22 protein-coding genes and 2 pseudogenes are annotated in these 26,917 nt (G+C 68.1%); 9 read left to right on the forward strand and 15 right to left on the reverse strand.

What is annotated here, in order from left to right; all coding sequences use genetic code 11:
• Positions 1–114 precede the first annotated feature (114 nt).
• Both EDD92_RS00775 and EDD92_RS00780 read left to right on the forward strand, forming a co-directional pair.
• A pseudogene (locus EDD92_RS00775) lies at positions 115–600 on the forward strand (TetR/AcrR family transcriptional regulator); the annotation flags it as partial.
• Positions 601–1,302: 702 nt separating this feature from the next.
• A complete protein-coding gene (locus EDD92_RS00780; RefSeq protein ID WP_123962387.1) occupies positions 1,303–2,286 on the forward strand; it encodes a serine hydrolase in 984 nt (327 codons plus the stop codon).
• Between the two features lie 342 nt (positions 2,287–2,628).
• Here EDD92_RS00780 and EDD92_RS00785 read toward each other — a convergent pair whose 3' ends face one another.
• Positions 2,629–3,306 carry a VOC family protein gene (locus EDD92_RS00785; RefSeq protein WP_123962388.1) on the reverse strand — a complete coding sequence of 226 codons (678 nt, stop codon included), beginning with the start codon at positions 3,304–3,306 and terminating at the stop codon, positions 2,629–2,631.
• 500 nt (positions 3,307–3,806) lie between these two features.
• Here EDD92_RS00785 and EDD92_RS00790 point away from each other — a divergent pair, with 500 nt between their 5' ends.
• Positions 3,807–4,709 carry a replication-relaxation family protein gene (locus EDD92_RS00790; protein ID WP_123962389.1) on the forward strand — a complete coding sequence of 301 codons (903 nt, stop codon included), beginning with the start codon at positions 3,807–3,809 and terminating at the stop codon, positions 4,707–4,709.
• Between the two features lie 126 nt (positions 4,710–4,835).
• On the forward strand, positions 4,836–5,309 hold the full coding sequence (locus EDD92_RS00795; RefSeq protein WP_123962390.1) for a hypothetical protein: 474 nt from the start codon (positions 4,836–4,838) through the stop codon (positions 5,307–5,309).
• A gap of 354 nt (positions 5,310–5,663) precedes the next feature.
• Here EDD92_RS00795 and EDD92_RS00800 read toward each other — a convergent pair whose 3' ends face one another.
• From EDD92_RS00800 to EDD92_RS52305, 5 genes and pseudogenes are all read right to left on the reverse strand, one after another.
• Entirely contained in the window at positions 5,664–5,924 is a 261-nt protein-coding gene (locus tag EDD92_RS00800; RefSeq protein WP_123962391.1) for a hypothetical protein, read from the reverse strand.
• A complete protein-coding gene (locus tag EDD92_RS00805; protein ID WP_123962392.1) occupies positions 5,921–6,217 on the reverse strand; it encodes a DUF6247 family protein in 297 nt (98 codons plus the stop codon). The genes EDD92_RS00800 and EDD92_RS00805 overlap by 4 nt, the downstream gene beginning before the upstream one ends.
• 303 nt (positions 6,218–6,520) lie before the next feature.
• Positions 6,521–7,294: an IS21-like element helper ATPase IstB gene (istB, locus tag EDD92_RS00810; RefSeq protein WP_123962393.1), complete on the reverse strand. Its 774-nt coding sequence runs from the start codon at positions 7,292–7,294 to the stop codon at positions 6,521–6,523.
• Positions 7,294–8,877, reverse strand: a pseudogene (istA, locus tag EDD92_RS00815) (IS21 family transposase). Before istA ends, istB begins: the two are co-directional and overlap by 1 nt.
• Positions 8,878–9,064: 187 nt before the next feature.
• Positions 9,065–9,370, reverse strand: a complete 306-nt coding sequence (locus EDD92_RS52305) for a transposase family protein (RefSeq protein WP_399181458.1) — start codon at positions 9,368–9,370, stop codon at positions 9,065–9,067.
• Between the two features lie 198 nt (positions 9,371–9,568).
• Between EDD92_RS52305 and EDD92_RS50710 the strand changes: the two genes are divergently transcribed.
• A complete protein-coding gene (locus EDD92_RS50710; protein WP_123962394.1) occupies positions 9,569–11,485 on the forward strand; it encodes a site-specific integrase in 1,917 nt (638 codons plus the stop codon).
• A gap of 74 nt (positions 11,486–11,559) precedes the next feature.
• Here EDD92_RS50710 and EDD92_RS52310 read toward each other — a convergent pair whose 3' ends face one another.
• Complete coding sequence (locus EDD92_RS52310) at positions 11,560–11,901, reverse strand: ribosomal protein L7/L12 (RefSeq protein WP_123962395.1); 342 nt, start codon at positions 11,899–11,901, stop codon at positions 11,560–11,562.
• A gap of 488 nt (positions 11,902–12,389) precedes the next feature.
• Between EDD92_RS52310 and EDD92_RS00835 the strand changes: the two genes are divergently transcribed.
• The 4 genes from EDD92_RS00835 (at position 12,390) to EDD92_RS50430 (ending at position 18,188) form a co-directional block, all read left to right on the forward strand.
• Positions 12,390–13,196, forward strand: a complete 807-nt coding sequence (locus EDD92_RS00835) for a maleate cis-trans isomerase (RefSeq protein ID WP_123962396.1) — start codon at positions 12,390–12,392, stop codon at positions 13,194–13,196.
• 1,322 nt (positions 13,197–14,518) lie between these two features.
• The gene (locus EDD92_RS00840) at positions 14,519–15,124 is read left to right on the forward strand and encodes a hypothetical protein (RefSeq protein WP_123962397.1); all 606 of its coding nucleotides are present in this window, start codon (positions 14,519–14,521) and stop codon (positions 15,122–15,124) included.
• 858 nt (positions 15,125–15,982) lie between these two features.
• The gene (locus EDD92_RS00845; protein WP_399181463.1) at positions 15,983–17,098 is read left to right on the forward strand and encodes an oxygenase MpaB family protein; all 1,116 of its coding nucleotides are present in this window, start codon (positions 15,983–15,985) and stop codon (positions 17,096–17,098) included.
• A gap of 895 nt (positions 17,099–17,993) precedes the next feature.
• On the forward strand, positions 17,994–18,188 hold the full coding sequence (locus EDD92_RS50430; RefSeq protein WP_221268055.1) for a ubiquitin-like domain-containing protein: 195 nt from the start codon (positions 17,994–17,996) through the stop codon (positions 18,186–18,188).
• A 156-nt stretch (positions 18,189–18,344) separates the two neighbouring features.
• Here the strand turns inward: EDD92_RS50430 and EDD92_RS50715 are convergent, their stop codons facing one another.
• The 8 genes from EDD92_RS50715 to EDD92_RS00895 form a co-directional block, all read right to left on the reverse strand.
• Complete coding sequence (locus tag EDD92_RS50715) at positions 18,345–18,992, reverse strand: hypothetical protein (protein WP_260326257.1); 648 nt, start codon at positions 18,990–18,992, stop codon at positions 18,345–18,347.
• A gap of 326 nt (positions 18,993–19,318) precedes the next feature.
• On the reverse strand, positions 19,319–20,191 hold the full coding sequence (locus EDD92_RS00865) for a MurR/RpiR family transcriptional regulator (protein WP_123962400.1): 873 nt from the start codon (positions 20,189–20,191) through the stop codon (positions 19,319–19,321).
• 176 nt (positions 20,192–20,367) lie between these two features.
• A complete protein-coding gene (locus EDD92_RS00870; RefSeq protein ID WP_123962401.1) occupies positions 20,368–21,582 on the reverse strand; it encodes a M20 family metallopeptidase in 1,215 nt (404 codons plus the stop codon).
• Positions 21,579–22,343, reverse strand: coding sequence for an amino acid ABC transporter ATP-binding protein (locus tag EDD92_RS00875; protein ID WP_123962402.1), 765 nt, complete (start codon positions 22,341–22,343; stop codon positions 21,579–21,581). The genes EDD92_RS00870 and EDD92_RS00875 overlap by 4 nt, the downstream gene beginning before the upstream one ends.
• Entirely contained in the window at positions 22,340–23,296 is a 957-nt protein-coding gene (locus tag EDD92_RS00880) for an amino acid ABC transporter permease (RefSeq protein WP_123962403.1), read from the reverse strand. Before EDD92_RS00880 ends, EDD92_RS00875 begins: the two co-directional genes overlap by 4 nt.
• Positions 23,296–24,258: an ABC transporter substrate-binding protein gene (locus EDD92_RS00885; protein ID WP_260326258.1), complete on the reverse strand. Its 963-nt coding sequence runs from the start codon at positions 24,256–24,258 to the stop codon at positions 23,296–23,298. Before EDD92_RS00885 ends, EDD92_RS00880 begins: the two co-directional genes overlap by 1 nt.
• Positions 24,259–24,581: 323 nt before the next feature.
• Positions 24,582–26,054 carry a Na+/H+ antiporter NhaC gene (nhaC, locus tag EDD92_RS00890; RefSeq protein ID WP_123962404.1) on the reverse strand — a complete coding sequence of 491 codons (1,473 nt, stop codon included), beginning with the start codon at positions 26,052–26,054 and terminating at the stop codon, positions 24,582–24,584.
• A 124-nt stretch (positions 26,055–26,178) separates the two neighbouring features.
• Positions 26,179–26,844: a GntR family transcriptional regulator gene (locus tag EDD92_RS00895; protein WP_123962405.1), complete on the reverse strand. Its 666-nt coding sequence runs from the start codon at positions 26,842–26,844 to the stop codon at positions 26,179–26,181.
• Positions 26,845–26,917 lie beyond the last annotated feature (73 nt).

The following is a 26,917-nucleotide window of genomic DNA, read 5'->3' on the forward strand; positions in this document are numbered from 1 at the left end:
TAGGACTCATCGATGTGTCCAAATGTGCTCTACGAGACACGCACAGGGTACTTTTGGGGGATGAGAGCTGACGCAGCACGCAACCTGGAAGCCGTTCTGACAGCGGGAGCGCGCATGCTCGCCGTCGACGCGGGGGCGAGCATGGCCGATATCGCCGCGGAAGCGGGCGTCGACCGGCGCACCGTCTACCGGCGCTTCGCCTCCCGGGAGGCTCTGCTGGCCGCGGTCTACGAGGCCCGGCTCGACGCCATCGAGGCTGTGATCCGTGAGGCCCGCCTACGGGAGGCCCCGGTGCAGGTCGCCCTGCACCGCTATGTCGAAGGCGTCATCGAGGTCAACCGGACCTGGCCCGTCGACCTCGCCCGCATGCTGACCGACCCCCCCTCCCGCGAGCGGCGCGACCACTTCGTGCACGAAGTCGACACCTTCCTCCAGCGCGCCACCGACGAGGGCCTGTTCCGGCCCGGACTCCCACCGGGATGGGCCGCCGCCCTCATCCCCCTGCTCATGCACCAGGCATCCCGGGAACTGCCCCACCTCACCCCCGGACAGGCCGCCGACATCGTCGTCGACACCCTCCTCCACGGCATCGGCACGACCCCCGCCCCCACACGCTCCCCCGCCGTAATCCACAGTGCGGACACGACGGCCTCCCAGACGGCGGAACCGACGAGGGAACGCGCACCCACTCGCCCGGGTTGAACCAGGGATCGACACGGTCCCCACCCCCCACCGGCCGCGCGCCTGAAGGGGAACAGAGCACGGCCGAAATGATCAGCCGATGCCGCAGGGGCAGCCGGCGACTCCGAGGAGGAAGGCGGTCAGGACGCGGTCGAGTTGCGGTTCGAGGTCCACGCCCGGTGCTGGAGCTCGTCCTTGCAGAAGTACCCGGCAGCTCATGATCGACGGGCGCCAACCCGTACGTGAGGCCCTAGCATTCCGGAACGCGTGTGCGGGTTCCCTACGCGAGGCGCTCAGGATTCCTGGAACCTGCGCGCCTTCGTCTGCTCCGGCGACAAGGTCGGCCCCTGCGCCACCTGCCAGCGCAAGACCCACAAATACGGCAGCGGCGGCAGCCCGACGTCGCCGAGCGGGTGAGGGACGTCGATCCGTTCACCATGACCTTCGGACGCCCCAACATCGGGCAGGTCGCGATCGAGGCGTCCGGGTGGCCGGGCCGTCAGAGCCTGTGTCTGAACCCCTGATTTGGATCTTTGGGCGGGTTTAGTCTGACGGTGTGTCCGGGTTCGGCGGCCTGTCGTGTCAGCGGTACTGTCCGGTCTGTGCGGCGGAGCGGGGGCAATGGCGCAAGGGGACATTGACAAGATTGCCGAGGAAACGGGTTTCTCCGGTGTGGTCTGGATCGACAGGGCGGGCCAGATCGAGTTCGCGAAGGCCTACGGTCCGGCCAACCGCACGTACCGCGTTCCCAACACCCTGGACACCAGATTCGGCATCGCCAGCGGTAGCAAAGGGTTCACTGCCCTGGCCGTGCTCTCGCTGATTGGTGACGGCGCGCTGGAGCTGGGTACCACCGCTCGATCCCTGCTCGGCAAGGATCTACCGCTGATCGCGGACGACGTCACCGTGGAGCATCTCCTCACCCATACTTCTGGCATCGGTGACTACCTGGACGAAGAGGCCGACACCAAGATCACCGACTTCGTCGCCGGTGCGGCGCACGAGCTGACGACCACCGAGGCTTTCCTGCCCCTGTTGGACGGCCATCCCACCAAGTTCGGGGCCGGTGAGCGGTTCGGCTACTGCAACAGTGGATTCGTGGTGCTCGCCCTGCTGGCGGAGAGGGCCAGCGGCGTCGGCTACCACGACCTGGTCCGACAACGGGTGCTCCGCCCGGCCGGTATGACCAAAACCGACTTCCTCCGCTCCGATGAGTTGCCCGCTGACGCGGCCGTGGGCTACCTGCCCTTGGACGGGGTGGATCGCTCCAACATCTTCCACTTGCCGGTGCTGGCCACCGGTGATGGCGGCATCCACACCACCGCCGCCGACATCTCCACCTTCTGGCGCGCGTTCTTCGCCGGCGACATCGTGGATTGCGTCGACGAGGTAGTACGGCCGCGCCGGGACGTGCCCCTGAAATCGAGGCGCTACGGCCTCGGCTTCTGGCTGCACGAGAGCACCGACACGGCGATCCTGGTCGGCTACGACGCCGGCGCGTCGTTCAAGTCCACCCACGACCCGCACACCGCCACCACCCGCACCGTGCTCTCCAACACCTCACCCGGCGCCTGGCCCATCGCCCGTGCACTCGCACCGGATTGAGCACTCCCAATGCTCGCTGCGGCTGGCGGTGGGAGCGCTCGTGCTGATTCCCTCGGAGAGCCGGTGTGTTGACCAAGCCTGCCGTGGGAGAGTGGGAAGGCCGGGGAACGCGGCCGGAGTGAGGCCGAGCAGATGATGCTGTCATTGAGGACGATCAGTCCCGTGCGGTTCCCAGTGCCCGCAGAGCGCGACCGTGATGGCTGCTCCGGGGGCTCGAACATCGCCGCCCGGCTTCATGCTCACAACTGCGTCGTGGACGAATCCTTGGCGCATCGGGTCAGTATCCACCCGAGTTGGTCGTCCTGGTGACCTGTCGCATGGCACCCGGCGATGGGCTCGGGCTCACCCCTCGTACAGGTCGATGTGGTTGCCGCCGGGGTCCTGCACGGTCGACGACCGTGGCTTCCACGGCCTGTCGACCGGTGCTTCGATCTCCACAGCGCCGGCGGCGAGCGCACGCGCATGCGCGGCATCGATGTCCGCGACGCCCAGGCCGAATTTGGCCGGCCCCCCTTGCCACGGGTGCGACTGCGGGTTGGCCACCGTCAAGAGGAAGAAGTCGTCGTCAGGGTAAGTGCCGAACTGGAACGAGCTGATCTCCTCGTGGTAGTCGGCGTCGAAAGCGTCGCGGTAGAACGCGACCGAGGCGGGCAGGTCTTCGGCCACGATCGTGACCTGGCTGATACGGCGGGTCTTCACGGGTAGCCCCTTCTCCATGTAGCGATCGACGGTCTCGATGAGGCTCGTCAGCGAGTCGGCTCTGGCTTGCAGGCGTTCACGGTGCTCGGCAAGCACAGCGCCGACGCCGTGTTCGCGCACCGCGCGCATGGCATCGACGGGCACCTCCAGACGACGCAACGCCGCGTACAGACGCGCCTCGTCAACCTGGTTAGGCCGGTACCGTCGATACCCGGTGTCGGGGTCGACGTAGGCGGGGGCCAGCAGTCCGACGTCGTCGTAATGCCGCAACGCAGTGATCGACAGACCGGTGACCAACGAAAAGCTCCCAATGCTCAGCACCCGACCATTCTGTGAGTCTCGGGTCGCCCGAGAGTCAAGCAAGCAGCGCTGCAGCGCCCCGTACCCTGCTCCGTTTCGCCGCGCCAGCCCCGTCCGGCGCTCGAGCGCCAAGACCCCACCGACGCGCAACCAGAAGGAAAGGGCGCCCCGATCCCCCAAGGCGCGCCCGCCCGCCCCGCCCGCCCTTCCCTTTCCTTCTTTTCCTGTCTGGGAGTGGCGCGGGGGTGTGCAGAGGGGGATGTCGGGCACCCCGACCACCGCCGGAAGGCATGGTGACCTGCGGATACACCGTCAGACGCCCGAGGGACGCAGACGGTTGTCGGCAGGAATGTCGGCGGGGCATTAAGCGGGGGGTTCCGGCGTGGTCGGGGGCGGTGTTGTCGCATCGTGACCGTGGCCGGGCCTTCGCGGTCGCCGGGGTGGTCGGAGCCAGTTGCTGCTGTGGCCGGTAGGGGCGGCGCCGGGCATTGGCGCCGCATGGACCGGAAGGGCGGTTGGCGGTGCGGAATGTGGATGCGGGTGGTGGGGACCGGCTGGCGCTGGCGGTGCTGGCGCAGTACCGGATGGCCACCACGGAGCAGATGCACCTGATCATCGCGCCGGGGGTGCGGATCGAGCAGACCTGGCGCCGCTTGGCCAAGCTGCGCGATGAGGGCCTGGTCGACCGCTCACCCTGCCGCGTGCCGGCCGGACGCGGGCGTGGTTCGCCACCCAGTACGGGGCAGAAGCCGCCGCGCAGTGGCCGGAGTTGCGCAACTGGCGGCCCTCCAGGCTGCTGGCGGACCGCACGGCCGCCAGACTGCGGGCAGGGCCATTCCCTGGTGGTGACGGAGACCGGGCTGGCGTTCCTGCAGGACGCACGCCGCCGCGGCGAGGTGTGCCGGCCCCTGGACTGGATCCCGAAGGTCTACCACCCGCTCGGCAGCAGCGAGGCCGTCATCCCGGACGCCGTGCTGTTCTACCGGAGCGGCCGCGAAGGCGATGACGACTGGTCGATGCTGCGGGCGTTCGTGGAAGTCGACCGGGCCACGATGGGCCCCGAACGCCTCGCCGCGAAGCTCACCACCTACGCCCGCCTGTACGCGTACACGCCCGTGACCGTCGGACGCCCCCGGAACACCTTCCACCAGGAGCCGGCACGGGAGAACTGGCGACGGCGCTACCCCCTCTTCCCACGGCTGCTGTTCATCCTGGACAGCACCGGCCCGACCGGCATCGACAACCCCATCCGCGCCCTGCGGGCCACCGCCCGAGACCTGGTCCCACCCGGCTTCGTACACCAGGTGCCCATCCTCGCGCCCCCGCTGACCGACCTACTCCACAACGGACCCTCAGCACCCGTATGGCACCCCGACCAGAACCCCGACCACACAGTCAGCTGGACACACCCGCGCCACCCCTAGAGCGTGTCTCTTTGATGGGTTGGTCAGTTCGGATCGATCCGGGGATTTCCCATCTTTCAGGCGTAGGCGGCGGTGTTCGGAGATCATGTCGAGGTACCTCTGAAAACCACTGCAAGGAGACCCCCAGTGCGCCGCCCGCCCCGGAAAGCCTTCGCCGCCCTCATCGCCGCAGCCGCCCTCGCCCTCCCCCTCCTCACCCCCACACCCGCCACGGCTGCCACCGCCACCAGCCGCTTCGCGAACTACCGCTACGGGGACTGCCTGCGCGAGAACGACGAAACCGGCCTCAAGGGCGACCGCTGCAATTCCGGACGCGGCAGCATCCTGTGGCACTGGAACGGCCGCCTCAACACCAACACCACTCTTACGAACTACACCTGGGGCCGCTGCCTCGACAGCAATGACCGGGGCGACGTCTACCCCCTGCGCTGTAACGGCGGCTCATACCAGAAGTGGCGCACCGTCCAGCCCGCCGCCCGCAGCGCCATCATGCTCCAAAGCGTCGGCACGGGCCGCTGCCTCTACCAGCAGGACAACGGCTACTACCGCACTGCCCCCTGCGACCGAAACGCCCAGAACCAGCGCTTCACCATCGGCTGAACGGATCTCTCGACCGCTTCAAGATGCCGCCGGGCGAGCAGCTCTTCAAAGAGACACGCTCTAGCCGCTCACGGTCCTGCGCAATGCCCCGACCACGGCTCGACCCCGACCATGGCCCGACCACGGCAGGTCACAGCGTTGCGCAGGCTGCCCGGCCGAAACCTGCGCAATGGGCCGGCCATTGCGCACCGGCCGATGTCAGCAGGCCGGACCGGTTGCGCAACCTGCGCACTGCCCCTGCCGATGTGCTGTTCGGACAGGCCTGCAAAACGGGTCTGCGCAATGGCCACGTAGGCGACTGCGCACCCGGCATCTGCCCGTTGCGCAGGCCAGGGCGCACCCGGCGCGCGGTGGCTATCCGAGCCAGACGATGTCGATGACGTACAGGCGTCCGGCCGGGCGGTTGATCCAGTAGACGGCGGTGAGCTGTCCGACCGCGGCCGCGCGGACGTCCTCGCCCTCAATGTCGCGGCTGTCGAAGGGCGGGAAGGACCACGGGTCGCGGCCGGCGATGTCCATCACGTCGCGCAGCATGGCGCGGGCGTGCTCCGGCAGGTCCTCCAGGACGGCCAGCGCCTTCGGTGACAGGCGGGCGGGCCACGGCGTATCGCTCACCGGCGGCCGTCGAGCGCGTCGGCCAGGTCGACGCCGTCGGCATCGTCCCGCCCGGAGGCCAGGAACTCGGTCACCGCTGGCAGCGCCTCCAGGCGGGCCTGCCAGGTGCGGATGACGTCATGCAACGGGCTGAGGCTGTAGGAGTGCCGGGAGTCCTCCAGCGCCCGCGACCAGTCCTGCTCGAATGCCGGCACCCACGTCGCGGCCCGGGTGCTGAGCCGGAGTTGAGCGAGCAGCTGCGCGGCCGCGGCCGGCGTCGGCGGGACGGGCGCGTGCTCGGGCTGGGCGCTCATCGGCTCCTCCAGACGGCTCTCACTGCCACAGTACGCGCCGGCATCCAGCGCCCGCCAGGGAATCAGGAGCGTTCCAGGACGTACGGCTCCGCCTCAACCACTCGCCTTTCAGGAGAACCGACGAAATAGGGCTCCCGGGCGTGACGGAATGCGCGGGACGGGAGCAGCAGAGGAGGCACCGCGCGGACAAAGATCAAATGTTGCGCAGAGAGGACGTCCGCGATTCACGGGAGGGTGTGAACGTTCGCGATATTCCCCGGCCTCGTGTTCACGTAATCGGCCAGGTCCTGGCTTGGTCGAGCTCTAGGTGATCTTGGGTTTGTCGGTCTTGACGGTGGGGTTCTTGGGGCGTTTGTTCGGGCGGTAGCTGGGGCCGTTCATGATGACCTGGTGGCTGGTGTTGATGAGCCGGTCCAGGAGAGATTCGGCGACGACCGGGTTGGGGAAGAGGGGATACCAGTCGCTGGGCGCCCGGTTGCTGGTGATGATCAGGGACCGGCCTTGCCGCTCGCTGACGAGTTCGTAGAGGTCGTCGGCCTGGGCCGCGGAGAGCTGGCGCATGGCGAAGTCGTCGAGGATGAGCACGTCGGGTCGGATCAGTTCGCGGATGCGGCGGTCCCAGGTGCGGTCCGCGTGTCCGCCGGCCAGCTCGGCCAGGATCCGGCTGGTCTTGGCGAAGCGGACGCCTGCGCCCTGGCGGACGGCGAGGTGGCCGAGGGCCTGGGCGATGTGGGTCTTGCCGACGCCGACCGGGCCGAAGAGGATCACGGACTCGCCGGCGTGGAGCCAGCGCAGGGCTCCCAGGTCGCGGATCTGAGCTGCGGGCAGTTTCGAGGAGGCGGTGAAGTCGAACTCTTCGAGGGTGACCTGCTGCTCGAACTTCGCGCGTTTCAGGCGTCGTTCGAAAGCAACGGTCTCGCGGCGGGTGATCTCGTCCTGGCAGAGGACCTGGAGGAAGTCCAGGTGTCCGAGTTCGCCGCCGTGGGCTTGGAGGAGGCGGGCGTCGAGGGTCTCCAGCATCCCGGACAGCCGCAGGGCCTTGAGTGATTCCCGCAGGGCGGTGTCCATCACGCTCATCACGCAACACCGTCCTGGCCCTGGTCGTCGTGGTCGCCGTCCGCCGGGTGGGGGGTCTCGACGGTGGCGAACAGCCCTTGGGGCCCGTGCAGGAAGGCCGCGGCTCCGGCGTCCCCGGTCTCCGGCTCGGGGTCGGTCTCGGTGCCGGCGATCAGGATGCCCTTGATGGTGCGGTAGGAGGGGTCGCCGACCGCGATCGCCTTCGCGCAGGCGGCCTCCAGGCGCGACTCGCCATACTTCTTGCGCAGGCCGAGGATGCCCTGGGCGGCCCGCAGCCGATAGAGGGCACCGACTTCCAGCAGCGACTCGACCACTTCCCGGCAGGCGTCACCGACCTGGCCGGCCTGCGTGCGGCACCAGATCGGCGTCTTCATCTGGAAGGCGATCTTTTCCGGCGGGTAGTCGGTCTTGTCGGTGCGTTTGCCCTGCTCAAGTGCCGCGTGTGTCTTGACCAGTTCGCCGTCGAGGAAGACCTGCACCATGGTGGCGGTGGAGCGGACATCGACCCGGCGGCCGATCAGCTTCCAGGGAACCGAGTAGAGGGTGCGGCCGACTTTGATGTGAATGTCCGGCCCGACCACGGCAGTTGACCAGCGAGCCAGCACGAACGGCGTCTCCGGCAGCGGCAGCAGCACCTCCGCCTCGATGGCCTCGAACACCGACAGCGGCGAGGCTCCGCCCAGCGGGCGGCACTGGCGGCGGCCGGCGACCTTGCGGCACCAGCCGATCGCCTCGGTCTGCATGTGCTCGACGGAGACGAACTCCCGTCCGCGCCAGAACGAGTCACGGATGTAGGGCATCGGCCGCTCGACCCGGGGCTTGTCCTTCGGCTTCCCGGCCCGGGCCGGGTCGACCAACGCGCCGTAGTGGGAGGCGAGTTCGGCATACGCCTTGTTGATTTTGGGGTCGTAGAGGTCGGGCTTGTCGACGCCGGTGCGCAGGTTGTCCGGCACGAGCCGGCGCGGGACACCGCCGAAGAACGTGAAGGCGGCGACGTGGGCTTCGGTCCAGGCGTGCTGGTCCAGGGTGAGCACCGGGCGGATGAACATGTGCCGGGAGGCGGGCAGCACCATCACGAAGGCCCAGACCCGGTGCCGTTTGCCGGTGCGTGGGTTGGTTCACTGGCCCAGGAAGCCGTAGTCGATCTGGGCCTCCGTGCCGGGCTCGACCTCATCCCGCAGGACGGTGACCTGCGATCTCTTCGTCTCTCCGGGCAGGGTGGCTTCGATCCAGCGGTGGAGCGAGGACCGGGATGCCCGCACTCCGCGGTCGTCGCGGAGCCGCTGGTGGATCGTGGTGACGGTGACGGTTCCGAGCAGGCTGCTGATGTAGTCGCGGTGTTCGTCGAACTGGTCCCAGGTGATCTGCCGCAGTCGCCGGTCGGCGAGCTCCGGGAACCAACTCTTGATCAGTTTGGCCCAGTCGTCCTCGCTCACGGGCGGGCCGCCCGGGGTGATCCCGGACAGTTCCGCCGGGGCCAGGTACTTCCTGACCGTCTTGCGGTCCACGCCGAGCGACGTGGCCAGCTCGCTCTTGGAGCGGCCCGCGTACCAGTGGACGTAGATCTCGATGATGTCGACCACGGTGAATGATCTCCTTGCCATCAGGTGTGTCCATCGACCTCTCGTGCTGCAGGTCGAGGGACATGTGCGTGTTCGTGATGGCCAGGGCCCTCAAGCCCAACTTCGTCATCCCCATGGGGAATTCGGTGAAATCGGGATGGGCCATTACATGAGACTCAAACCACCCGAGGGTGGGGAAAACCGTGGTTCAGGCCGCGATTCCGTGAATCCCCAGGTTCGAGGTATTGCCCGCTGGCAGGTCAGGGCTCGGTGAGTTCTTCCAGCGGCGCACCCTAAGCGAGATGACCAACGGCCGTCCCGCAGCCGGGCGTTCAGCTATCTGGCGCACGTATCGAGAGTGCACGCGACGTCCCGGACAGCCGCAGTCCGGACAGGATGGCGGCCGCCCGCATGACGTGGCCTCGACGGCGACTCTCTCCACGGTGACGTGCACCGCCGTGACTCGCACATCGATCCCGGGAAACAGCACATCCTCGACCGCCACGACCCCCACCCCAGGGCAATCCCCACAAGAAACGTTCCCGCAGTCGGGCGATGACCTGGGGATTCACGGAATCGCGGCCTGAACCAAAACCGTGACCGCCCACAGCTGGCCAGCATCGATGCGCTGCGCCTCTCGATTCCCTGGCAGTTCGGCCACCGCACTACGCATCTGCGTCCCCTCGTCGAGCGCACCAGGGACCCTGAAGGGGTGACCCGCCTGCAAGAGATCGTCGGCCCGAAGCGGTGGGCATCCGTCGGAGGCGGCCGCGCCCGCCTGGCGTTGGCTCGGATCATGCTCGCCAAGGGAGGAGGCCTGGCGGACATCACCGCCGGAGACGCCTTCGAGTACTACACCGAGTTACGGAAGTTGGTCCGTAGCCAGGCCGGCGGCACCCTCTTCTACTCCTGGCTGCGAGACCTGGGGAACATGCCGTCCGACGCCCCGGTGACCCTGCGTTTCCTCAACAAGGTCACGGGTCAGCTCACCTGCACGCAACTGGTCGATCGGCACGGCGTGGCCTGCGCGCCGATCCGCGAGCTGCTGATCGACTACCTGGAGGAGCGCCGACCACGGCTTGACTACAGCACTCTCGACAACCTTGCCCGCAACCTGACCAGGAACTTCTGGTCTGACCTGGAGATACATCATCCAGGCATCGCCTCCCTCGACTTGCCGCCTGGAGTCACCGCCGCGTGGAAGGCGCGGTTCCGCACCAGAATCCAGCGGCGGAAACGGCCGGACGGCACTGTGGAAGAGACGCTCGTCGAGCGCGCGGAATACGACCAGTTGCTCGTGGCGGTGCGGGCTCTCTACCTGGACATCGCGCGTTGGGCGGCCGAGGAACCCACCCGGTGGGGACCCTGGGCAGCGCCCTGCCCGATCAAGGAAGCCGAAGTCTCCAACCGCAAGCGCGTCAAGCGACGCAAGGCCCGCATGGACCAGCGAACGCGCGAGCGGCTGCCCGTCCTGGAGACCTTCGTCCGTGCTGCGGCCGATCACCACGCCCAGCAATCGGCCCGCCTGCAGGCCCTGCTCGCCGTCCCACCTGGTGCCCCCTTCACGATCGGCGACGCGATCTTCGTCCGCACCAAGAACGCGACGACCGCCGGCGCGAGGGACGAGCAGGGCACTCTTCGCCATTTCGGTCAGGCCGAACATCGCGCGTTCTGGGCCTGGGCAGCGGTGGAATTTCTCCGCCACACGGGCGCCCGCATCGAGGAGATGCTGGAGATCAGCCATCACGCGATGATCCAGTACCGGCTGCCTGCCACCGGCGAGATCGTCCCACTGTTGCAGATCGCTCCGTCCAAGACCGACCAGGAGCGAGTTGTGCTCGTCAGCCCAGAACTGGCCGACGTCCTGGCCACCATCATCCGACGTGTCCGCGACCCGCGGACCGGTGCCATCCCGCTCCTGTCCGCCTACGACTATGAGGAACGTGTCTGGAACCCTCCGTCTCCGCTGCTGTTCCAGTGGGACCGCGGCGGCGAGAGATCCCGGATGTCGGGCGAGTTCATCCGCAGCGCGCTGGGAGAGGTCCTCGCCTTCATTGGCCTCACCGACTCCACCGGCCAGCCTCTGGTCTTCGTGCCGCACGACTTCCGCCGCCTGTTCATCACCGATGCCATCCGCTCGGGCCTCCCGCCTCACATCGCGCAGGTCATCGCTGGCCACGCCAACATCAACACCACGATGGGCTACAACGCGATCTACCCGGAAGAGACCATCGAAGCCCATCGCGCCTTCATCGCCCGGCGCCGTTCCCTGCGGCCGGCCGAGGAATACCGCACCCCTACCGATGCCGAGTGGGAGGATTTTCTCGGCCACTTCGAACGCCGCAAGCTCTCCGTCGGGACCTGCGCCCGCGCCTACGGCACCGCCTGCGTCCACGAGCACGCCTGCGTCCGCTGCTCCCTTCTTCGCCCCGATCCCTCCCAGCGCGGCCGTCTGGTGGAGATCCGCGACAACCTCGTTGACCGCATTGCTGAGGCAGAGCAGGAGGGCTGGCTGGGCGAGATAGAAGGACTCCGCATCAGCCTGACCGGCGCTGAGTCCAAAATCAGTCAGATTGACACGGCAGCCGGAGGCGGGCCTATGCTCCTCGGCATGCCAGCACAGCGATAGCCTCTCGGCACAGCCCGCGGGAACTTCGCAAGTTGAGGGTGCCGGCCTGGAATGCAGTCCCGAACGGGCAGAAATCAAGCTCTCGGTCGGCTTGCGGGGCACCCGTCCGGGGACATGAAGGGCGACGAGCACGGGCCGGCGTCCACCGGGCAGTCCTCGAGAGAGATCACTCGCTCACACCACCTGCACAGCAAGTCAGCTCGGGCGCCCACTGCGTTGAGGCGCCTCACCGCTTCCGTTGCGGCCTCGAACCATGTCCGGTCGACAACCGTAGTCGGGGTGGCTTCAAGTAGCTGCTTGCTTCGCCATGCGCTCAGGCCAGTTAATGAGCGAACCGCTTGGACGAGGACGATCCCCCGATCGCCGCTGGAGGACCGCAGCACGTCGAAATCAGGCTCCTCCACCATCTCCCCCATCGGACGCAGCCGTACCGTCTGGTGGACAAACCGCCACTACGGCCCATCAGACCATGCTGCCTGGACCCGCTCTCAGGCTTCAACGTCAATAGTTCAGAGAAGTGACCAGGCCGAACGAGATGGCACCGCTCAGATAGTTCGGGGCATGGCAAACCCTCCGCAGTAGCCCCGAGCACCACCAGTGTAGGGTCTCAAATTTCATGGCCGAATCTCACGGCGATTGGCCTACCAGTGGCCAATTGGCCACGAACCTGAGACTGGCCCCGTGTCCTGTCGCATTGAAGCTGGCGGATTCTCACGGGGTCTCACGCGATGTGTCGGAATTCTCAGAGCCTCGTGACCGGACCGGAGGCCTTGCCTCGATCGTGGGGTTTGATCTCACTTTGCCGATGTAGTCGGCTGGCGTGTCATTCCGTGTCCGCACACCGCCAGGCTCACATCATGTATGTGGAACTCACTGCTGGCAGGCCCGCAAGGAAACGTGCAGGATGTGGCAGAACGACGGCTGGAATGTGCGGGTCAGACTCGGGGTGCTCACCCCGCACGCGGACGTAGGACCAGAGTCCGAACTCCGCGCGATGGCTCCCGCCGATGTCGGCATCCACGCCGCCCGGGTGCCGTTCGGCGCGATGCGGCCGGGCGGCGGGATGGACGAGGCGATCCCTCTGGAGCCGGTGCGGGCATTCGCCGAGCCGCCGTACGTGGACGAGGCCACCGAGCGACTGGCCGCCGCACCGTTGGCTGCGATTGGCTTCGCCTTCACCAGCTCGGCATACGTCATCGGCGCCTCGGCCGAGGAGGCGATGCTGGAGCGCCTGTGCACCCGGGCCGGAGGCGTTCCGGTAGTCGCCACCTGCGCGGCGATGGTGGACGCTCTGCACGCCCTCGGCTCCTCACGGCTGGCGCTGTTCGATCCGCCGTGGTTCGACACGGAGTTGAACGCGCTGGGTCGACGCTACTACGAGGGAACGGGCTTCGAGGTACTGTTCTCGGCTCCCTGCGCTCTGCCCAGCGGGCAGACCCTGGTCCAGCCTGCCGAGCTGTACGACTGGGTGATCGCACATGTTCCGGACAGCGCCGATGCCGTGGTGTTGGGCGGCAACGGCTTTCGCGCGGTCGGCGTGATCGAGCGGCTGGAGGCACGCCTGCAGCGTCCGGTGTTGACGCCGAACCAAGTGCTGCTGTGGGCGATGCTGCGTGCAGCCGGTACGACCACCGACGATGTCACAGGTTACGGTCAGCTGTTCGCTCTAGCCGGGCCTCCGCCACGCGAGCGAGCCGCATCGGCACGGTGAGGGCGGCGGCGGCGCCTGCCAATCAGCGGTGGTGGTCCCAAGCCCACTTCCGCCCACTCCGCTTACCGCACCGACCCGCCACAGCGTCTGTGACCCTACTTGCTCGGCGGTGAGCCTCGCACGCGCTGCCGACGCGGCTTCTGGGACACTGCCAACCGCCGATGCTCCACCCTCTTCCTCCGCGAGGGGATTCCTAGAAAGCCAGATCGTTTGAGAATTCCGTTTCCGTCATTCTCAACTAACGTGGCGAACAGGCAGGTGAGCAGCCTCGTGTTTGGCAACTACGTTGCGACAGGACACCCGACAAGATCGATGAGACGCGCCCCCGGCGCCGGACTCAGCCCCTTCAGGCCGCCTCACGCTGCTTTCCCTGAGTCGCAACTCAACCTGCCACCGCAGGTCAACGGCTCTGTCTCTGCAAGATCTGATGAGTCGAGACAGTCGGATTCCCACTCGTTCTCCTTCGTACCGACGGATTCTCATCCCGTCGCGCGCTGAGCGGGGAACCCGAGCGACCGTGGGGAACTACTCGGTCCATCAGCACGACTCCGGTTTGCTCGAACACCAGGCCGCTTGAGAACAGCGAGGGTCAACGTTCTCAACCGACCTGGCAGACCAGCAGGCCAGTCGCCCTCCGCCTGCCAACCGCACTGCGACAGGACACCGATCGGAGGGTTCACTCGTTTGGGTGACGCGACTCTAGGCCGGGTAGCACGCACGTCCGCTCCTTGAAGGGCGCCACCTTGCTCCTCCGTGGTCGGCTTCCTTCCGCTGGGTCGGTTGTCGGCGGTACCAGCTGGAGCACTCTGAACCAACGACACCTCGGAAGATCGGCACGGCCTTGGAAGGGTGAATGATCGCAAGACCGTTGATCGGGTACTCCGATAGGACGCCGGACGCGCGTGCCATGCGGCGGCCGGCATCGGCTTGATCCCGGACTCCTGTCGGCCAGTAGCGGACGCGCCGCGGTCCCCGTCACGTGCCTCGTGACGGGGACCGCAGTCGTACGTCAGGCGGTCGAAGGGTGACCGCCAGTACCTCATCGTCGCCAACCGGGGTGCGGCCCGACCCGTCAAGGGCGCTCAGGCGCGCGTGAATGTAGCAGCAGAAACAGGGCGAGCCGCAAGATTTTGCCCAATTACCCTATGTGCACTAGTTGTTACTCCGTGCCGTCATGAACGGGCCCGCCAGGCATAGGCGTTGGCTTCGTCGGGCGCCGCATGTCCTGTCGCAGCAGAGAACGGAGAAGCCGGATGGTTCAGCAAGGCATGTCCAGGTGCGAGCGAGGCCGCCATGGGTTCGTGAGGAAGAGGGCGGTTGCCGTGGCCGCGGCCGTGGCGATTTGCACCGGGCCGATGCTGTCCGGAAGCGCCCATGCGGCACCTGCCCTGCCCCAGGTCCCCGTGTCACCTGTGGGGGTGGACATCCCCCTCATGCGGGCCGACTATGTGCCGCTGAAGCTGTACATCATGGGTGCCCTCACGCTCGAATTCAAGGGCGACACCCACCTCATCGCGCAGACCGGTCCGGACGGACTTGCCCTGGGGGTCCGGGGTGTCTGGATGGAGGCGGACACGTCCCCGAGCACCCCCGATAGCGGCACGATCATCGCCCTGAAGATGCCGAACGCCACCCTCAAGCCCAGCAGTGTCCTACAGAAGGCCACAGGCGACGATCTGGAGATGCTCCTCCACGCGCCTGTCACTGTCGAGGTGATCGAGAAGGCCACCGGTGAGACGATCGCGGTTGGGTCCACGGGCCCGACACAAGACGCCACGCCGGGGGCGAGTGACGTCAAAACCTTCAATGGCATCGCAGGGCCCCTCTCGGCTCTCCTCGACTCTGCATTGAAAATCACGTGCCTGAACCCCGAGACGAACATGATTGTCTGCCGGGTCAACACGGACAACACGCCTTACAGCGGCTAGTAGTACTGCAACGGTCCTTGCCGTGACGGGTGGACAGGTCCGTCGTTGTCCGAGCTATGGGTGGGGATCCTGCCGAGACCCGTATATGGGCCGGTGAACGGGACGCTCCACATGGGGGGCCAGACTGGAATACGGCCGGAAGAGGAAACCGCAGCAACAGCGCACCTGAGCTTGCCTGGGAGCCCCGTTTCCGCGGGTTACCCCAGCCGCTGACGCGGTAAGCATGCGGTTTTCCGCAGCAGCCCGGCATGGCGTCACAATGCGTTGACCTGCGAAATCTTGCCTCAGGGGCACACTTCCGCCGTATTCCGGCCGGTCCCCACCACGGATCGTCCGGCTTTCCACTGGCTCCTGGTCACGTCTTCGTCCAGACGTAGAGGGCTCCGCTGATGCTCGGGGCAGGCATCGCCGGTGCGGAGCCCGCACATCTCGCCAATTCCGGTGAGTGCAGCAGCCCCTTGGCCTGTGACCGCGCAGAAGGCGGCGCCGACTTAGATGCCTGCTCCTTGTGGTCGCCAGAGTCGCTGACTTCGCTCTTCCTGAAGCCGGTGTCCGCCGCGCCCGGCAGGCGGCGAAGTCCCGTGCGTCGTTCAGACGTGACCAAGAGGGAGCCAGGCATCACGGCCCCGCCGGGCACAGTCGCTCGCACCCGGCGCGTCCCGCCGCTGAGTGAAACAGGCCCCGCCAGAGCGACGACGGATCGATTCAGCCTGATCTGTTCGGGTGATGAGGGCTCCAGGTGCTCAACGAAGGCCAGTAGAACGGAGGTCGAGCGGTCTGCACGCCCGGCTACGAAGTCACGGCCTGGCGGGCTGTCTGCTTCCTTCCCCACCCGCCTACAGCGCTATGGCAACGGAGATGCGCGTGCCCGCTATGAAGTGGACCGATGACCTGCTGGCCCCGCTGCGGAAGACCGGCGATCCCCTGGCCGACGCCGCGATCGAGGAGGTCTACGCGCTCGGCCGACAGGAACAGGTCCGCCAGGCCCTCCTCGCCCTGGAGGGCAACAGTGAGCCCGTCCCGGACGGGCTGCCGCCGAAACTGCAGGAATACTTCACCCGCAGTGCAGTCCTGCCCCAGTGGGCCGACCCGGAGCTGACGGCACGCGGTCAGGGCCTGCTCGGCCGCTACCAGGGGCACATCACCAGCACGCTGCTGTGCGGCTCCCTGCCCCTGTGCTACAGCTGCGGCGACGGCGCACAGGTCCTCTACCACTCCACCCGCCTCACCCAGGGTGTCTTCCGCCGGCTGATGGAGACCGCGCAGTTCGTCGTCGATGTCCTGGAGACCGGCAGCCTCGCGCCGGGCGCGCGTGGGGTGCGTACAGCCCAGAAGATCCGCCTCCTGCACGCCACGATGCGCTACCACCTGTCGCGCAGGGAGGACTGGGATACTTCCTGGGGCGTGCCCGTCAACCAGGAGGACCTGGCCGCCACCCTGATGTGCTTCTCCGTCATCATCCCCCGCGGGCTGGCCCGGCTCGGCATCGAGCTCCCCTCTAAGGACAGGGACGCCTTCTTCCACATCTGGCGGATCATCGGCCAGGTCCTTGGCGTCGAGGAGAAGGTCAACCCCTCCTCCTTCGACGACGGTGCTGCTCTGGTGGACGCCGTTCTACGGCACCAGCAGCGGCCCTCCGAGGCCGGCACCGTCCTGACGAAGGGCATCCTGGACTTCATCCGCGAGATTCTGCCCACCCCGCTGTTCGCCGGCGTGGGCCCCACTCTGGTGCGCCACCTCGCCGGGGACCGGACCGCAGACTTCGTCTCAGTCCCGCCGGCCGACCACACCCGGCTCGTCCTCGCCGCCCAGTCCCCGCTGAGCATGGGATACGCAAAGGCCGGTGACACCGTGCCACTGTTGGCGAGGGCGTCCAACGAACTGGGGCTGGCCGTCTTCAAGCAGGGCCTGCGTCTGACCAACAAGGGCCGCCGCTATCAGTGGCAGGTCCCGACCGGTCTGACCCCGGCCTAAGCCCGACGGCAACAGCCGTCGACGCACCGAGCGGCAGGCCACATCCCCCGTAGGCCGGAGCACCGGTGTCATTCACCATCGGCTGAGACGGCGAGGAAATGCCACGTCTGTGACTGAGAGGTTGTGCCATCAGTCTGGGACAGCGGAAAGAACCGCTGGTCAGCGAGCACCGACTGTTCCACAAGCGACGAGGCTCTACACGATCATGCGAGATCTCAGATTCCGTGACCGAATCTCACGAACGACGGCTACAGCGTCGCGAGGATTCGGACACGGCCGTGAGACTGGACGGCTGGCCAAGCCGTGAGACAGCGCGACAACTACCAGGCCACAGCGTCGCCGTTGGCCACGGGCGGTGAGACCCTACAACCAGCCTACGAAAACGAGCTGCTCACGGCACGGGAAGCGGGCTCCCCTGCCGTTCGCTGTTCTGCGGCGACCTATTGAACGAGGGCGCCCTTGGGCGAGGCGGCTAACCATGCGAGATGAAGCCCCGGCGGCGGGCAGCATCGGCCGGACGTAGCCCGCGCCGCCGGGGTACCGGGCCAGTCTCCCTTACGCCGTCCGTCCCTCGAGCGAGCCCCTCTCCCGGACGGCGTGAGCCGAGCCGGGGGTGTCGCCGGCCCGGCGACACCGCTGCGAAACGGCATCCGGACGCCCGCCCGGTTCACCACCGCCGCTGGGCACGACGCCCACTCCCTGGCGGAAGGTCAGCGAGTTCTGCGTGCGGCCATGCCGGCGCCCTCCGGCCTCGGGGAACATCGGTACAGCGGTTGGCGCTGAGATTGATCATGGTCAGCAGCGAACGCAGCCCGTGACGGCGTGGGGCACCTGTTTCACGGTGCCTGAGCAGTGGAAGGGCTGAGCGGTACTTCTTCGCTCCTTGGAGGACTTCATGCCAGAAGATTTCGAAGACGTCCCTGAGCCGTACGAGGACACCGTCGACGAGACCGTCGACGAGACCGGGGTTGACCCCAAGGACATCGAATTGGTTATGGCGCAGACTGGTGCGTCAAGAGCGAAGGCGGTCAGGGCCTTGAAAGAGAGCGGCGGCGACCTCATCAACGCGATCATGGCGGCCGGCGAATAGTCGGCGAACCGCACCGCACCCGACCAAGGGGGCAACTGTCCGGCACGGCCAAGGCAACACCGGCCTCGGGGAACATCGGTACAGCGGTTAACGCTAAGCCGGTGATCATGGTCCTGGCCTCGGGAGTATCGGTACAGCGGTTGGCGCTGAGAACGATCATGGTTCGGGTGTGAGGGTGCTGACGCGGTTCTCGTACTCGCGGCGGGCCTTGCGCTGGGCCGGGATCGCGGGGAGGCCGTGGCCGCCGTCGAGCGGCTGGCAGCGGGTGAGGAACTGGCGGTGCACGGAGGGCGCGGCGGTGACGCGCAGGGTGTAGCCCTGGCCGCGCCGTACGGTCACGCCCTGGTCGAGCGCGGCCCGCTCGATGTCGTCCAGCTCGGCGTTCCGGAGGAAGTCGGCCACCTTGCCCGGCATGTCGGTGACCGCGAGTGTCCCGTCGGGCAGCACGCACAGTCCCTTGGCCCACCACAGCTCCTCACCCAGCCCGGTCGTGGGGCCGCCGAGCGTCTTGTCCTGGCGCACCAAGTCGCTCTGCCCCGAGACCGCGGTGGCGACCAGCCTGCCGTCGGGGGCGTACCTGGTCACCAGCGCGTAGCCGAAGTCGGCCTTCCCCGGGTCGACTTCGTCGTCCGACACGCCGTACGTGCGGCGGTGCACGCGGTAGAGGGCGTACATCTCGCCGGAGGGCGCGGTGGCGACGTCCGCGACCGTCATCCCCCAGCCGTCGGTGTAACTGCGTTCCAGGTCGACGGCGTGGTGATCGACGAGCGCGGACGGCAACGGCACGGGTATGGCGTGAGTCATCACGCCATTCTCAACGGCCCCACTGACAAGGCCCGGTACTCCCGAAGCTGCGGCCCCGGGGACATGTCCCCGGGGCCGATGAGGCAGGTGGCGTGCCGACCAGTTCGCGGACCAACCGCAGATGCGGCTGGCCGCCGGGCAGGGAGGCCGCCCAGTGCAGAGACTCGCTCGCGGTCAGGTTCACCACCGCGTCGGCGACGGGCACTGTGCGGGGCCGGGTGTAAAAAAGCCCCTGCGATCCCCGCCAACGTCAGCGGGTTCCTCCATGGATGCCTCCCCGGTAGCACGTGAGAAGGTGACGCACGCACCGCCCGGACCGGCTCAGGTCATACCAGGCCGATGTTCTGGGCGATGTCCTCGGCGTGGCGCAAGTGGTCGTGGGCGGCCTCGCCCAGAGCCTCCACCACTGCGGCCACGACCGTCTCGATGACCGCGAGGGTCGGCACCAGGCTGTCGTAGGGAGAGGGCGCCGTCACCCGGCAGGGCAGCGTGACGTCGGCCCGGCCGGCCACCGGCGAGAGCCAGGTGTCCGTGAAGAGCAAGACCTTTGCGCCCCGCTCCCTGGCGAATTCGGCCGTCGCGACTTTGTCTGCCTCATAGCGCCGGTAGTCGAAAAGCACGAGGAGGTCACGGCGGCCGAGCGAGGCCAGGGCAGCGGTGCGTTCCACGCTGCGGTCGGGCAGGAACCGCACGTCCTCCCGCAGCTGCATCAGGTGCAGTCCGAGGTACTGCGCGAGCAGGTGTGTGAAGCGGCCTCCGGCGAGCGTGACGCGGAGTCTGGCGTCGGCGAGCAGGCGGACGGCATGGTCGAGGTCATGCGGCGGGAGCTCCGCCAGCGTCTTGGCCACCTCGCTCGGAAAGATCCTCCCCGCGCGGTCGAGCAGGCTTCCCTGGTCGGTTCCCTCCTCCACGGGACGGCCGTAGGCGGGAGCGTCGTACAGGGACAGCGGCGAGGCGTTGCGCTCCTGCAGTTCCGCCCGCAGCGCCGCCTGGAAGTCGGGGAAGCCGCGGAAGCCGAAGCGGGAGACGAACCGCAGCACGGTGGGGGCGCTGACCTGCGCGCGCTCGGCGATGGCGGCCACCGTCTCGAAGCCGGCGGACGGGTACGCGGCCAGCAGCACGCGCCCGACCTTGCGTTCGGCCGGACTGAGTTCGCCGAGCTTGTTGCGGATCTCGTCCGCCAGAACGCCAGTGGCCATCCTGTCAGTCTTCCTTCCCGCGGCGTTCGGACCGAGTGGAGCGCGGTCGGCGTCGGACGAGCCTAACCCGTGGCCGGTGCGCCGATCAGGGAGGTCGGCGCACCGGCGTTCTGCCCGGGCACCGGCGCCGCCGGCTCACACGAGCCGCTGCATTGCGGAGCATCGGGCGCCGGCCGTCAGGTGCGGCCGTCGCCCACCGCCGTGATGAGCGAGGCGAGGAGGGCTACGCGCCGGTGCACAGAGCCCAGGTCGAGCCACTCCTCGGGGGAGTGGTCGGCGCCGCCGAGGGGGCCCAGCCCGTCGAGTACGGGTATGCCCGCGCCCGCGATGATGTTCGCGTCGCCGACGCCGCCCGTGGTGGTGGCACGGACGGGCAGGCCGAGTTCGGTTCCCAGCTCGCATGCCGTGGCCAGCAGCCGGCGGGCGGCGGGCGTGTGCTCCATGGGGGGACAGAGGTCCAGCTGCTCGACGTGCGCGCTGGTTCCGGCCACACCCGGCTGTGATGCCGCGGTCTCGATGGCGTCACGTGCGGCATCGATGCCCGACGCGGTGGCCGAGCGGACCTCCACGCGCAGCTCTGCCTCCGGGCAGATGATGTTGGGCCGGGTGCCTGCACGCACCACCCCCACGTTGACCGTGACGCCGTCCCAGCGGCCGTTGAGTCCCTGCAGCGCAACGACCAGGTGGGCCGCGGCCAAGGCGGCGTTGGCTCCGCGTTCCGGTTCGATGCCTGCGTGAGCGGCCCGGCCGGTGACGGTGACGCGGAAGTCCGCGACGCCCTTGCGGGCGCTCACCAGGTCTCCGTTCTCCCGCGCGCACTCCAGGGCGAGGGCGACATCGCTCTCCCGGGCGATCCGTTCGGTCACCGGACGACTGGCCGGGGATCCGATCTCCTCGTCCGGCGTGGCCAGGAACACCAGCTCCCGGTAGGCGTCCACGCCCGCCTCGGCGAGCACGTCGAGCGCGGTGAGACCGGCGAGCAGGCCGCCCTTGTCGTCGCAGACCCCGGGACCGTAAGCGAGTCCGGCGCGGGTGGTGAACGGCCGCTGCGCGACGATGCCGTCCTCGAAGACGGTGTCCATGTGGGCCGCCAGCAGCACTCGGCGCCCGCCCTGCGCGGCGGTCAGGGCACCCGTCTTGCGGGCCACAAGCACGTCACCGACGCGCTGCCCGTCGGCGGTCGCGGGCAGCGCGATCCGTTCCACGGTGAAGCCCAGAGTCGTGAGCCGGTCATCCACCCAGTCCGCGACCCTGTTGACCCCGACGGGACTGCAGGAGCCGGAGTCGATGCCCACCAGTTGGCCCAGGTCGTTCACGAAGCCGGGTTCCCGCTTTCCCGCCAGCGCCAGCAGGGCGGTGGCGCGCGGGCGCCGGCGTACCTCGGCGGTCACAGGACTTTCGACAGGAAGAGGCGAGTGCGCTCGTGTTCGGGGTCGACCAGTACCTTGGCGGGCCTGCCCGCCTCCACCACGGTGCCGCCGTCCATGAAGACGGCCGTGTCGGCCACTTCCCGGGCGAAGCCGATCTCGTGGGTCACCACCACCATGGTCATCCCGTCGTCCGCGAGTTGTCGCATCACCCCCAGCACGTCGCCGACCAGTTCCGGGTCGAGCGCGGAGGTGGGTTCGTCGAAGAGCATGAGCTTCGGCTTCATCGCCAGGGCGCGTGCGATGGCCACACGTTGCTGCTGGCCGCCCGACAGCTGGGCCGGATAGTGGTCGGCCCGGTCCCCGAGGCCCACCCGGTCGAGCAGGCCGACCGCTTCCTCTCGGGCGGTGGCGCGGCTGACGCCCGCCACTCTGATCGGGGCTTCGACGACGTTCTCCAGTGCCGTCATGTGGGGGAAGAGGTTGAAGCGCTGGAAGACCATGCCGATGTCGCGTCGCCGCTCGGCGACCTCGCGCTCGCGCAGTTCATGCAGCCGGTTGCCGTCCTGGCGGTAGCCGACCAGCTGCCCGTCGACGGACAGGCGTCCGCCGTCGACTTTCTCCAGATGGTTGATGCAGCGCAGAAACGTCGACTTGCCGGAGCCCGAGGGGCCGAGCAGGCAGCACACCTGTCCGCGCTCCACGGTCAGATCGATGCCCTGGAGCACCTGCAGCCGGCCGAAGTGTTTGCGCACGCCCTCGGCGTGAACCATGGGAGCGCTCATCGGCCCCTCTCCTTCCTGCGGAGGGCCGCGGCGGCCCCCAGGAACATGCGCTGCAGGGGGGAGGTGGGGCCGGTACCGGCGCTACCGCGGCCGTAGCGCCTCTCCAGCCAGGCCTGCGGGACACTCAGTACGCTCACCAGGGCCAGGTACCAGATGCTCGCCACCACCAGCAGGGGAATGACCTGGTAGTTCTGTGCGTAGACGTCCTGGATGTTGGACATCAGGTCGTGGGCGGCGATCACCGACACGAGGGCGGTCATCTTGAGCATGTTGATGGTCTCGTTGCCCATCGGCGGGACGATGACGCGCATCGCCTGCGGGAGCACGATGCGGCGCATGGTCATGGCCGGCCGCATGCCCAGCGAGTGCGCGGCCTCGGCCTGTCCGGCGTCGACGGACTGGATGCCGGCGCGGACGATCTCACTGGCGTAGGCCGCCTCGTTGAGTCCCAGGGCGAGCAGGGCTGCGACCGAGGGTGTGAGCAGGGAGTTGGTCTCGGCCCGGAAGAAGGTGATGTCGGTGAAGGGGATGCCGATCAACACGTACTTGTAGAGGGCTGCGGCGTAACCCCAGAAGATGATCTGCACGAGCAGCGGGGTGCCGCGGAAGAACCACACGAACAGGGAGGACAGCCCGTAGAGCACCGGGTTGGCCGACAGACGCATGACGGCGATCAGGGTGCCCAGTCCGAGACCGAGCACCATGGCGGCGGCCGTCAGCCACAGGGTGGTTCCCAGGCCGTCGAAGATCAGGCCGGCGAAGAGGTAGTGGCCCACCACGTCCCAGTGGACGTTGGCGTTCTGGGCAAGAGAGCCGATCAGTCCGGCCAGGGCCGCGGTCGCGGCAACGGCGGCCACCCAGCGGCCGTAGTGGCGCACGGGGACGACCTCGAGATCCCGTGCCGCGGGCTGCTCGGCCGCCGCGTGCGGCAGCGGCTGGGCGCTGGTCTGCATCAGTCCACCGCCGCGTTCCGGGTGGCCTTGTGGACCGCGATCGAGCCGACGCCGTACTTGTCGCAGATCTTGGTGAGCGTGCCGTCGTCGATGAGTGCCTGCAGGGCCTTCTGGATCGCATCGGCCAGCTCGGGCAACCGCTTGCTGACCGCGATGCCGTTGGGCGATGCGTTGTAGCCGCCGGGGGCCTTGGGGTCCTCGACGAGGTCGAAGGCCTTTCCGCCGTCGGCGGTCCTGGCGGTCCAGCCCGCAGCCGGCTTGGTCAGCACGTCGGCGACGACCTTGCCGGACCTGAGAGCCAGTTGGGCGTCGGAGTCCTTGGGGAAGGTCTGGATGTCGGCCTTGCCTTGGCCGGACGTGGCACACGCCGCCTGGTGGGCGGTGAGGAGTTTGAGCTGGTTGGTCGCGGCCTGGACGGCGACCTTGCGCCCGCACAGGTCATCCAGCGTGGTGATCTTCTCCGGGTTCCCGTCGGCGACCAGGATGCCGGACCCGGACTGGGTGTAGTCGACGAAGTCGACGACCTGCTGCCGTTCCTTGTTGTCCGTCATCGCGGACATGGCGACGTCGAATTTCCCCGCCTGCACGGCCGGCACGATGCCGTCGAACTTCTGCGCCGAGAAGGTGAAGCGAACGCCGAGCTTGGCGCCGAGCGCCTGCCCGAGGTCGTAGTCCAGGCCCGTCATCTTCGTGCTGCCGACAGCGGCGTACATCTCGAAGGGCGGGTAGGGGATGTCGGTCGCCACACGGACGACGCCCGACTTCTTGACGGCGTCCGGCAGGAGCTTGTGGAGCGCGGCATCCTGCTGGACGACCTTGCCGGCGATGGTGAACTTTCCACCGGCGGCCGCCTGCGTGCCGCCGTCGTCGTTGCTGCTGGAGCAGGCGGACAGCGTGAGCAGCGCGGTCGCGCAGGACATGGCCGCCACGATGGTGCGGCGGTTCGAGGACGTCAGCTTCACGGTCAGGTCCTTCTCGACGGGCTGGCGGGCGACGGCACTGACGGCCGCGCGAATGACTCGGACATTACATCTGACTCGATGAGATGCCCATATGTATCAAGCGTTACGTTGAGGTAACCCGGCGCCCGCCGCTTCCGCACGGCTGGCGAGAGGCGTGAGACAGCAGGCAGAAGGCCGCACCCGTGCGGCGGCGGGAAACCCTCGGTGCGTCGGTCTGCAGGGGGTGCGGGCGGCGGCGCCCCCGTCCGCCGCGAAGTGGCGGGACGGCTCGGTCTCGCGTGTCCATCGGCCCGATGAGCAGGGCGGACGAGAGCCTTCGACGTCTACTGCGCGGCGTTGTCGGGCGTCTTGATCCGGGCGATGCCGAATCCGGTGAAGCCGCAGACGAGGGCGAACACCACGCCCAGGTAGTTGAGGAAGGCATAGGGCGCGTAGGCGACCGTAGCCACGCCCAGCGTCGTCGACATGTACATTCCCGCCTCGGTCCACGGCACCAGCGGGACGAACACCGTGCCGGAGTCCTCCAGCGTCCGCGAGAGGTTCTTGGCGGCGAGCCCACGCTCTCGGTAGACGTCCTTGAACGCCTGGCCGGGGATCAGGATCGCCAGGTAAGACACGCCCATGGCCAGCGCCGTGCCGAGCGAAGAGACCGCGGTGGCCAGGATGATGCCTCCTGTGCGCCGCACCCGCTGCAGCAGGCGGCGCATCAGAACGTCCATGCAGCCCGCCTCGGTGAGGATCCCGGCGAGGGCGAAGCCGACCAGGCCGATGAGGATGGTCTGCGCCATGGAGGTCATGCCGCCCCGGTTGAGCAAGGTCTCGGCGGCGGCGGGCAGTTGGGCGGGGTCGACGCCGTGTCCGGCCAGCATCGTCACGTTGAAGCCCTTCGACGCGGCGTCGCTGACGTCGTGGATCGTGAAGCCCTGAACTCCCATGCCCAGGACGGCCGCGACCACCGAGGACAGCACGATCGTCGGCACCGGGGGTTTCTTCATCATCGCGCCCACCAGCACTACCACGGGCGGCAGCAGGAGCAGGACGTTGAAGTGGAAAGCGTGGTTGAGCACCGTCAGCAGGGCATCCGAGCGGGAAGCCGCGTGGGCGCCGGTGTGCTGGGTCAGGCCGAGGGCGAAGTAGAGGATCGCCGAGACCCCGGCCGCCGGGAGCGTCGTGTAGAAGAGGTGGCGGATGTGCTCAAAGAGCGTTGCACCCGCCACTGCCGGCGCGAGGTTGGTGGTGTCGGACAGCGGTGACATCTTGTCGCCGAAGTAGGCGCCGCTGACGATCGCGCCTGCGGTCATCGGAAGGGACGCCCCGAGTCCGGCGGCGACACCCATGAGTGCAACGCCGACCGTGCCGACCGAGCCCCACGAGGTACCGGTCATGGTGGAGACCACCATGGTGATCAGGAACGCCACCAGGACGATCCAGGACGGCTGGATGACCCGCAGTCCGAAGTCCACGATCATCGGGATGGTGCCGCAGAGCGTCCAGGTGCCGATGAGCATGCCGATGGCGACGAGGATGAGCAGCGCCGGCATCGCCGAGTCGATCTTCTCGCGGATGCCGTGGAGCATCTCCTCCCACGTCACCCCCAATCGCCAGGCGATGATCCCCGCACACGAGCTGGCGACGATGAGCAGGACGACCGGGTTGAGCCTGAGCCAGATCGAGCCGGGAACGACGATCACCAGCATCAGCACGATGGGCAGGGCCGCCTCGAACAGTGTCGGTGTGCGGCGCGGGCGGCGGCGTGGCGACACCTTGGCGGCGTCGACGACAGCGGTTTCGGACATGGGGACGATGCTCCTCAAAGCCGGACATGCCGGCAGCCGGGTGCGAGGGCAGGGGAAAGTAGCGAGGCGTGGAAAGAAGGGTGGGGAGTGGTGAGGGAGAGCAGTGGCGCCGGGACGGGGATCTTCAGTCGCGGGGGGCGTCGTTGCCCGTCATGCTCGTGATCATCTGCAGCCGTACTCGCTCAAGGTGCAGCTCCATCAGCTCGGCGGCGCGGTCGGCCTGCCCCTCGGCGATGGCCTCCGCGATCTGGTCGTGGTCGGTCAGCGAGGCGTCGGTGTGCGACGCGGCCACGTCCTGCCGGCTGCGCACCACGATGATCTGCTGATGCACCCGCCACACCTGCTCGGTGATGCGGGGGCTGCGGGCCGCGTCGAGCAGCGCGCGATGGAAGTCGAGGTCCATGCGGTGCGCGAACTCGCGTCCCGCGGCGAGGACTTTCCTCGACCGTTCGCAGGCGCGGCGAAGCGCGGCGATGTCCTTGCGGTCGCGCCGTGCGGCGGCCAGGCGCGCAGCGGCGGTCTCCAGTGCCGAGCGCAACTCGAAGAGCGCCTCGACCTCGTCGGGCTGGGCCTCGAACACGACAGCGCCCTTGTTGGGGCGGTGCACCAGGAGGCCCTCACTGACCAGCTGCCGGATCGCCTCGCGCAGGGGTCCCCTGCTGATGCTGAACTCGCGGGCGATCTCGACCTCGTTGATCCGGGCGCCCGAGGTGATCTGACCGCTGAGGAGGCGTTCGCGAAGCGTCTCCACGAGCTGGACGGCGAGGCCGCGCTCAAGGGTGTCGGGCATGTGTGCCGTCCGTCCGTTCAGAGCTGTCCGCTGGTCAATCGCCGCGTTCTGCGCCGTCGACTGCAGCTTCCAA

This window comes from Streptomyces sp. TLI_185 (assembly GCF_003814765.1).
Taxonomy (GTDB): domain Bacteria; phylum Actinomycetota; class Actinomycetes; order Streptomycetales; family Streptomycetaceae; genus Streptomyces.

Bases quoted from the DNA above. Each gene is read 5' to 3' on its own strand.
- EDD92_RS00780 (WP_123962387.1), top strand. From the start codon at position 1,303: ATGGCGCAAGGGGACATTGACAAGATTGCCGAGGAAACGGGTTTCTCC.
- EDD92_RS00805 (WP_123962392.1), bottom strand. From the start codon at position 6,217: ATGAGCGCCCAGCCCGAGCACGCGCCCGTCCCGCCGACGCCGGCCGCG.
- istB (WP_123962393.1), bottom strand. From the start codon at position 7,294: ATGAGCGTGATGGACACCGCCCTGCGGGAATCACTCAAGGCCCTGCGG.
- EDD92_RS52310 (WP_123962395.1), bottom strand. From the start codon at position 11,901: ATGGGGGAGATGGTGGAGGAGCCTGATTTCGACGTGCTGCGGTCCTCC.
- EDD92_RS00835 (WP_123962396.1), top strand. From the start codon at position 12,390: ATGTGGCAGAACGACGGCTGGAATGTGCGGGTCAGACTCGGGGTGCTC.
- EDD92_RS00845 (WP_399181463.1), top strand. From the start codon at position 15,983: ATGCGCGTGCCCGCTATGAAGTGGACCGATGACCTGCTGGCCCCGCTG.
- EDD92_RS50430 (WP_221268055.1), top strand. From the start codon at position 17,994: ATGCCAGAAGATTTCGAAGACGTCCCTGAGCCGTACGAGGACACCGTC.
- EDD92_RS50715 (WP_260326257.1), bottom strand. From the start codon at position 18,992: ATGACTCACGCCATACCCGTGCCGTTGCCGTCCGCGCTCGTCGATCAC.
- EDD92_RS00865 (WP_123962400.1), bottom strand. From the start codon at position 20,191: ATGGCCACTGGCGTTCTGGCGGACGAGATCCGCAACAAGCTCGGCGAA.
- EDD92_RS00875 (WP_123962402.1), bottom strand. From the start codon at position 22,343: ATGAGCGCTCCCATGGTTCACGCCGAGGGCGTGCGCAAACACTTCGGC.
- EDD92_RS00880 (WP_123962403.1), bottom strand. From the start codon at position 23,296: ATGCAGACCAGCGCCCAGCCGCTGCCGCACGCGGCGGCCGAGCAGCCC.
- nhaC (WP_123962404.1), bottom strand. From the start codon at position 26,054: ATGTCCGAAACCGCTGTCGTCGACGCCGCCAAGGTGTCGCCACGCCGC.
- EDD92_RS00895 (WP_123962405.1), bottom strand. From the start codon at position 26,844: ATGCCCGACACCCTTGAGCGCGGCCTCGCCGTCCAGCTCGTGGAGACG.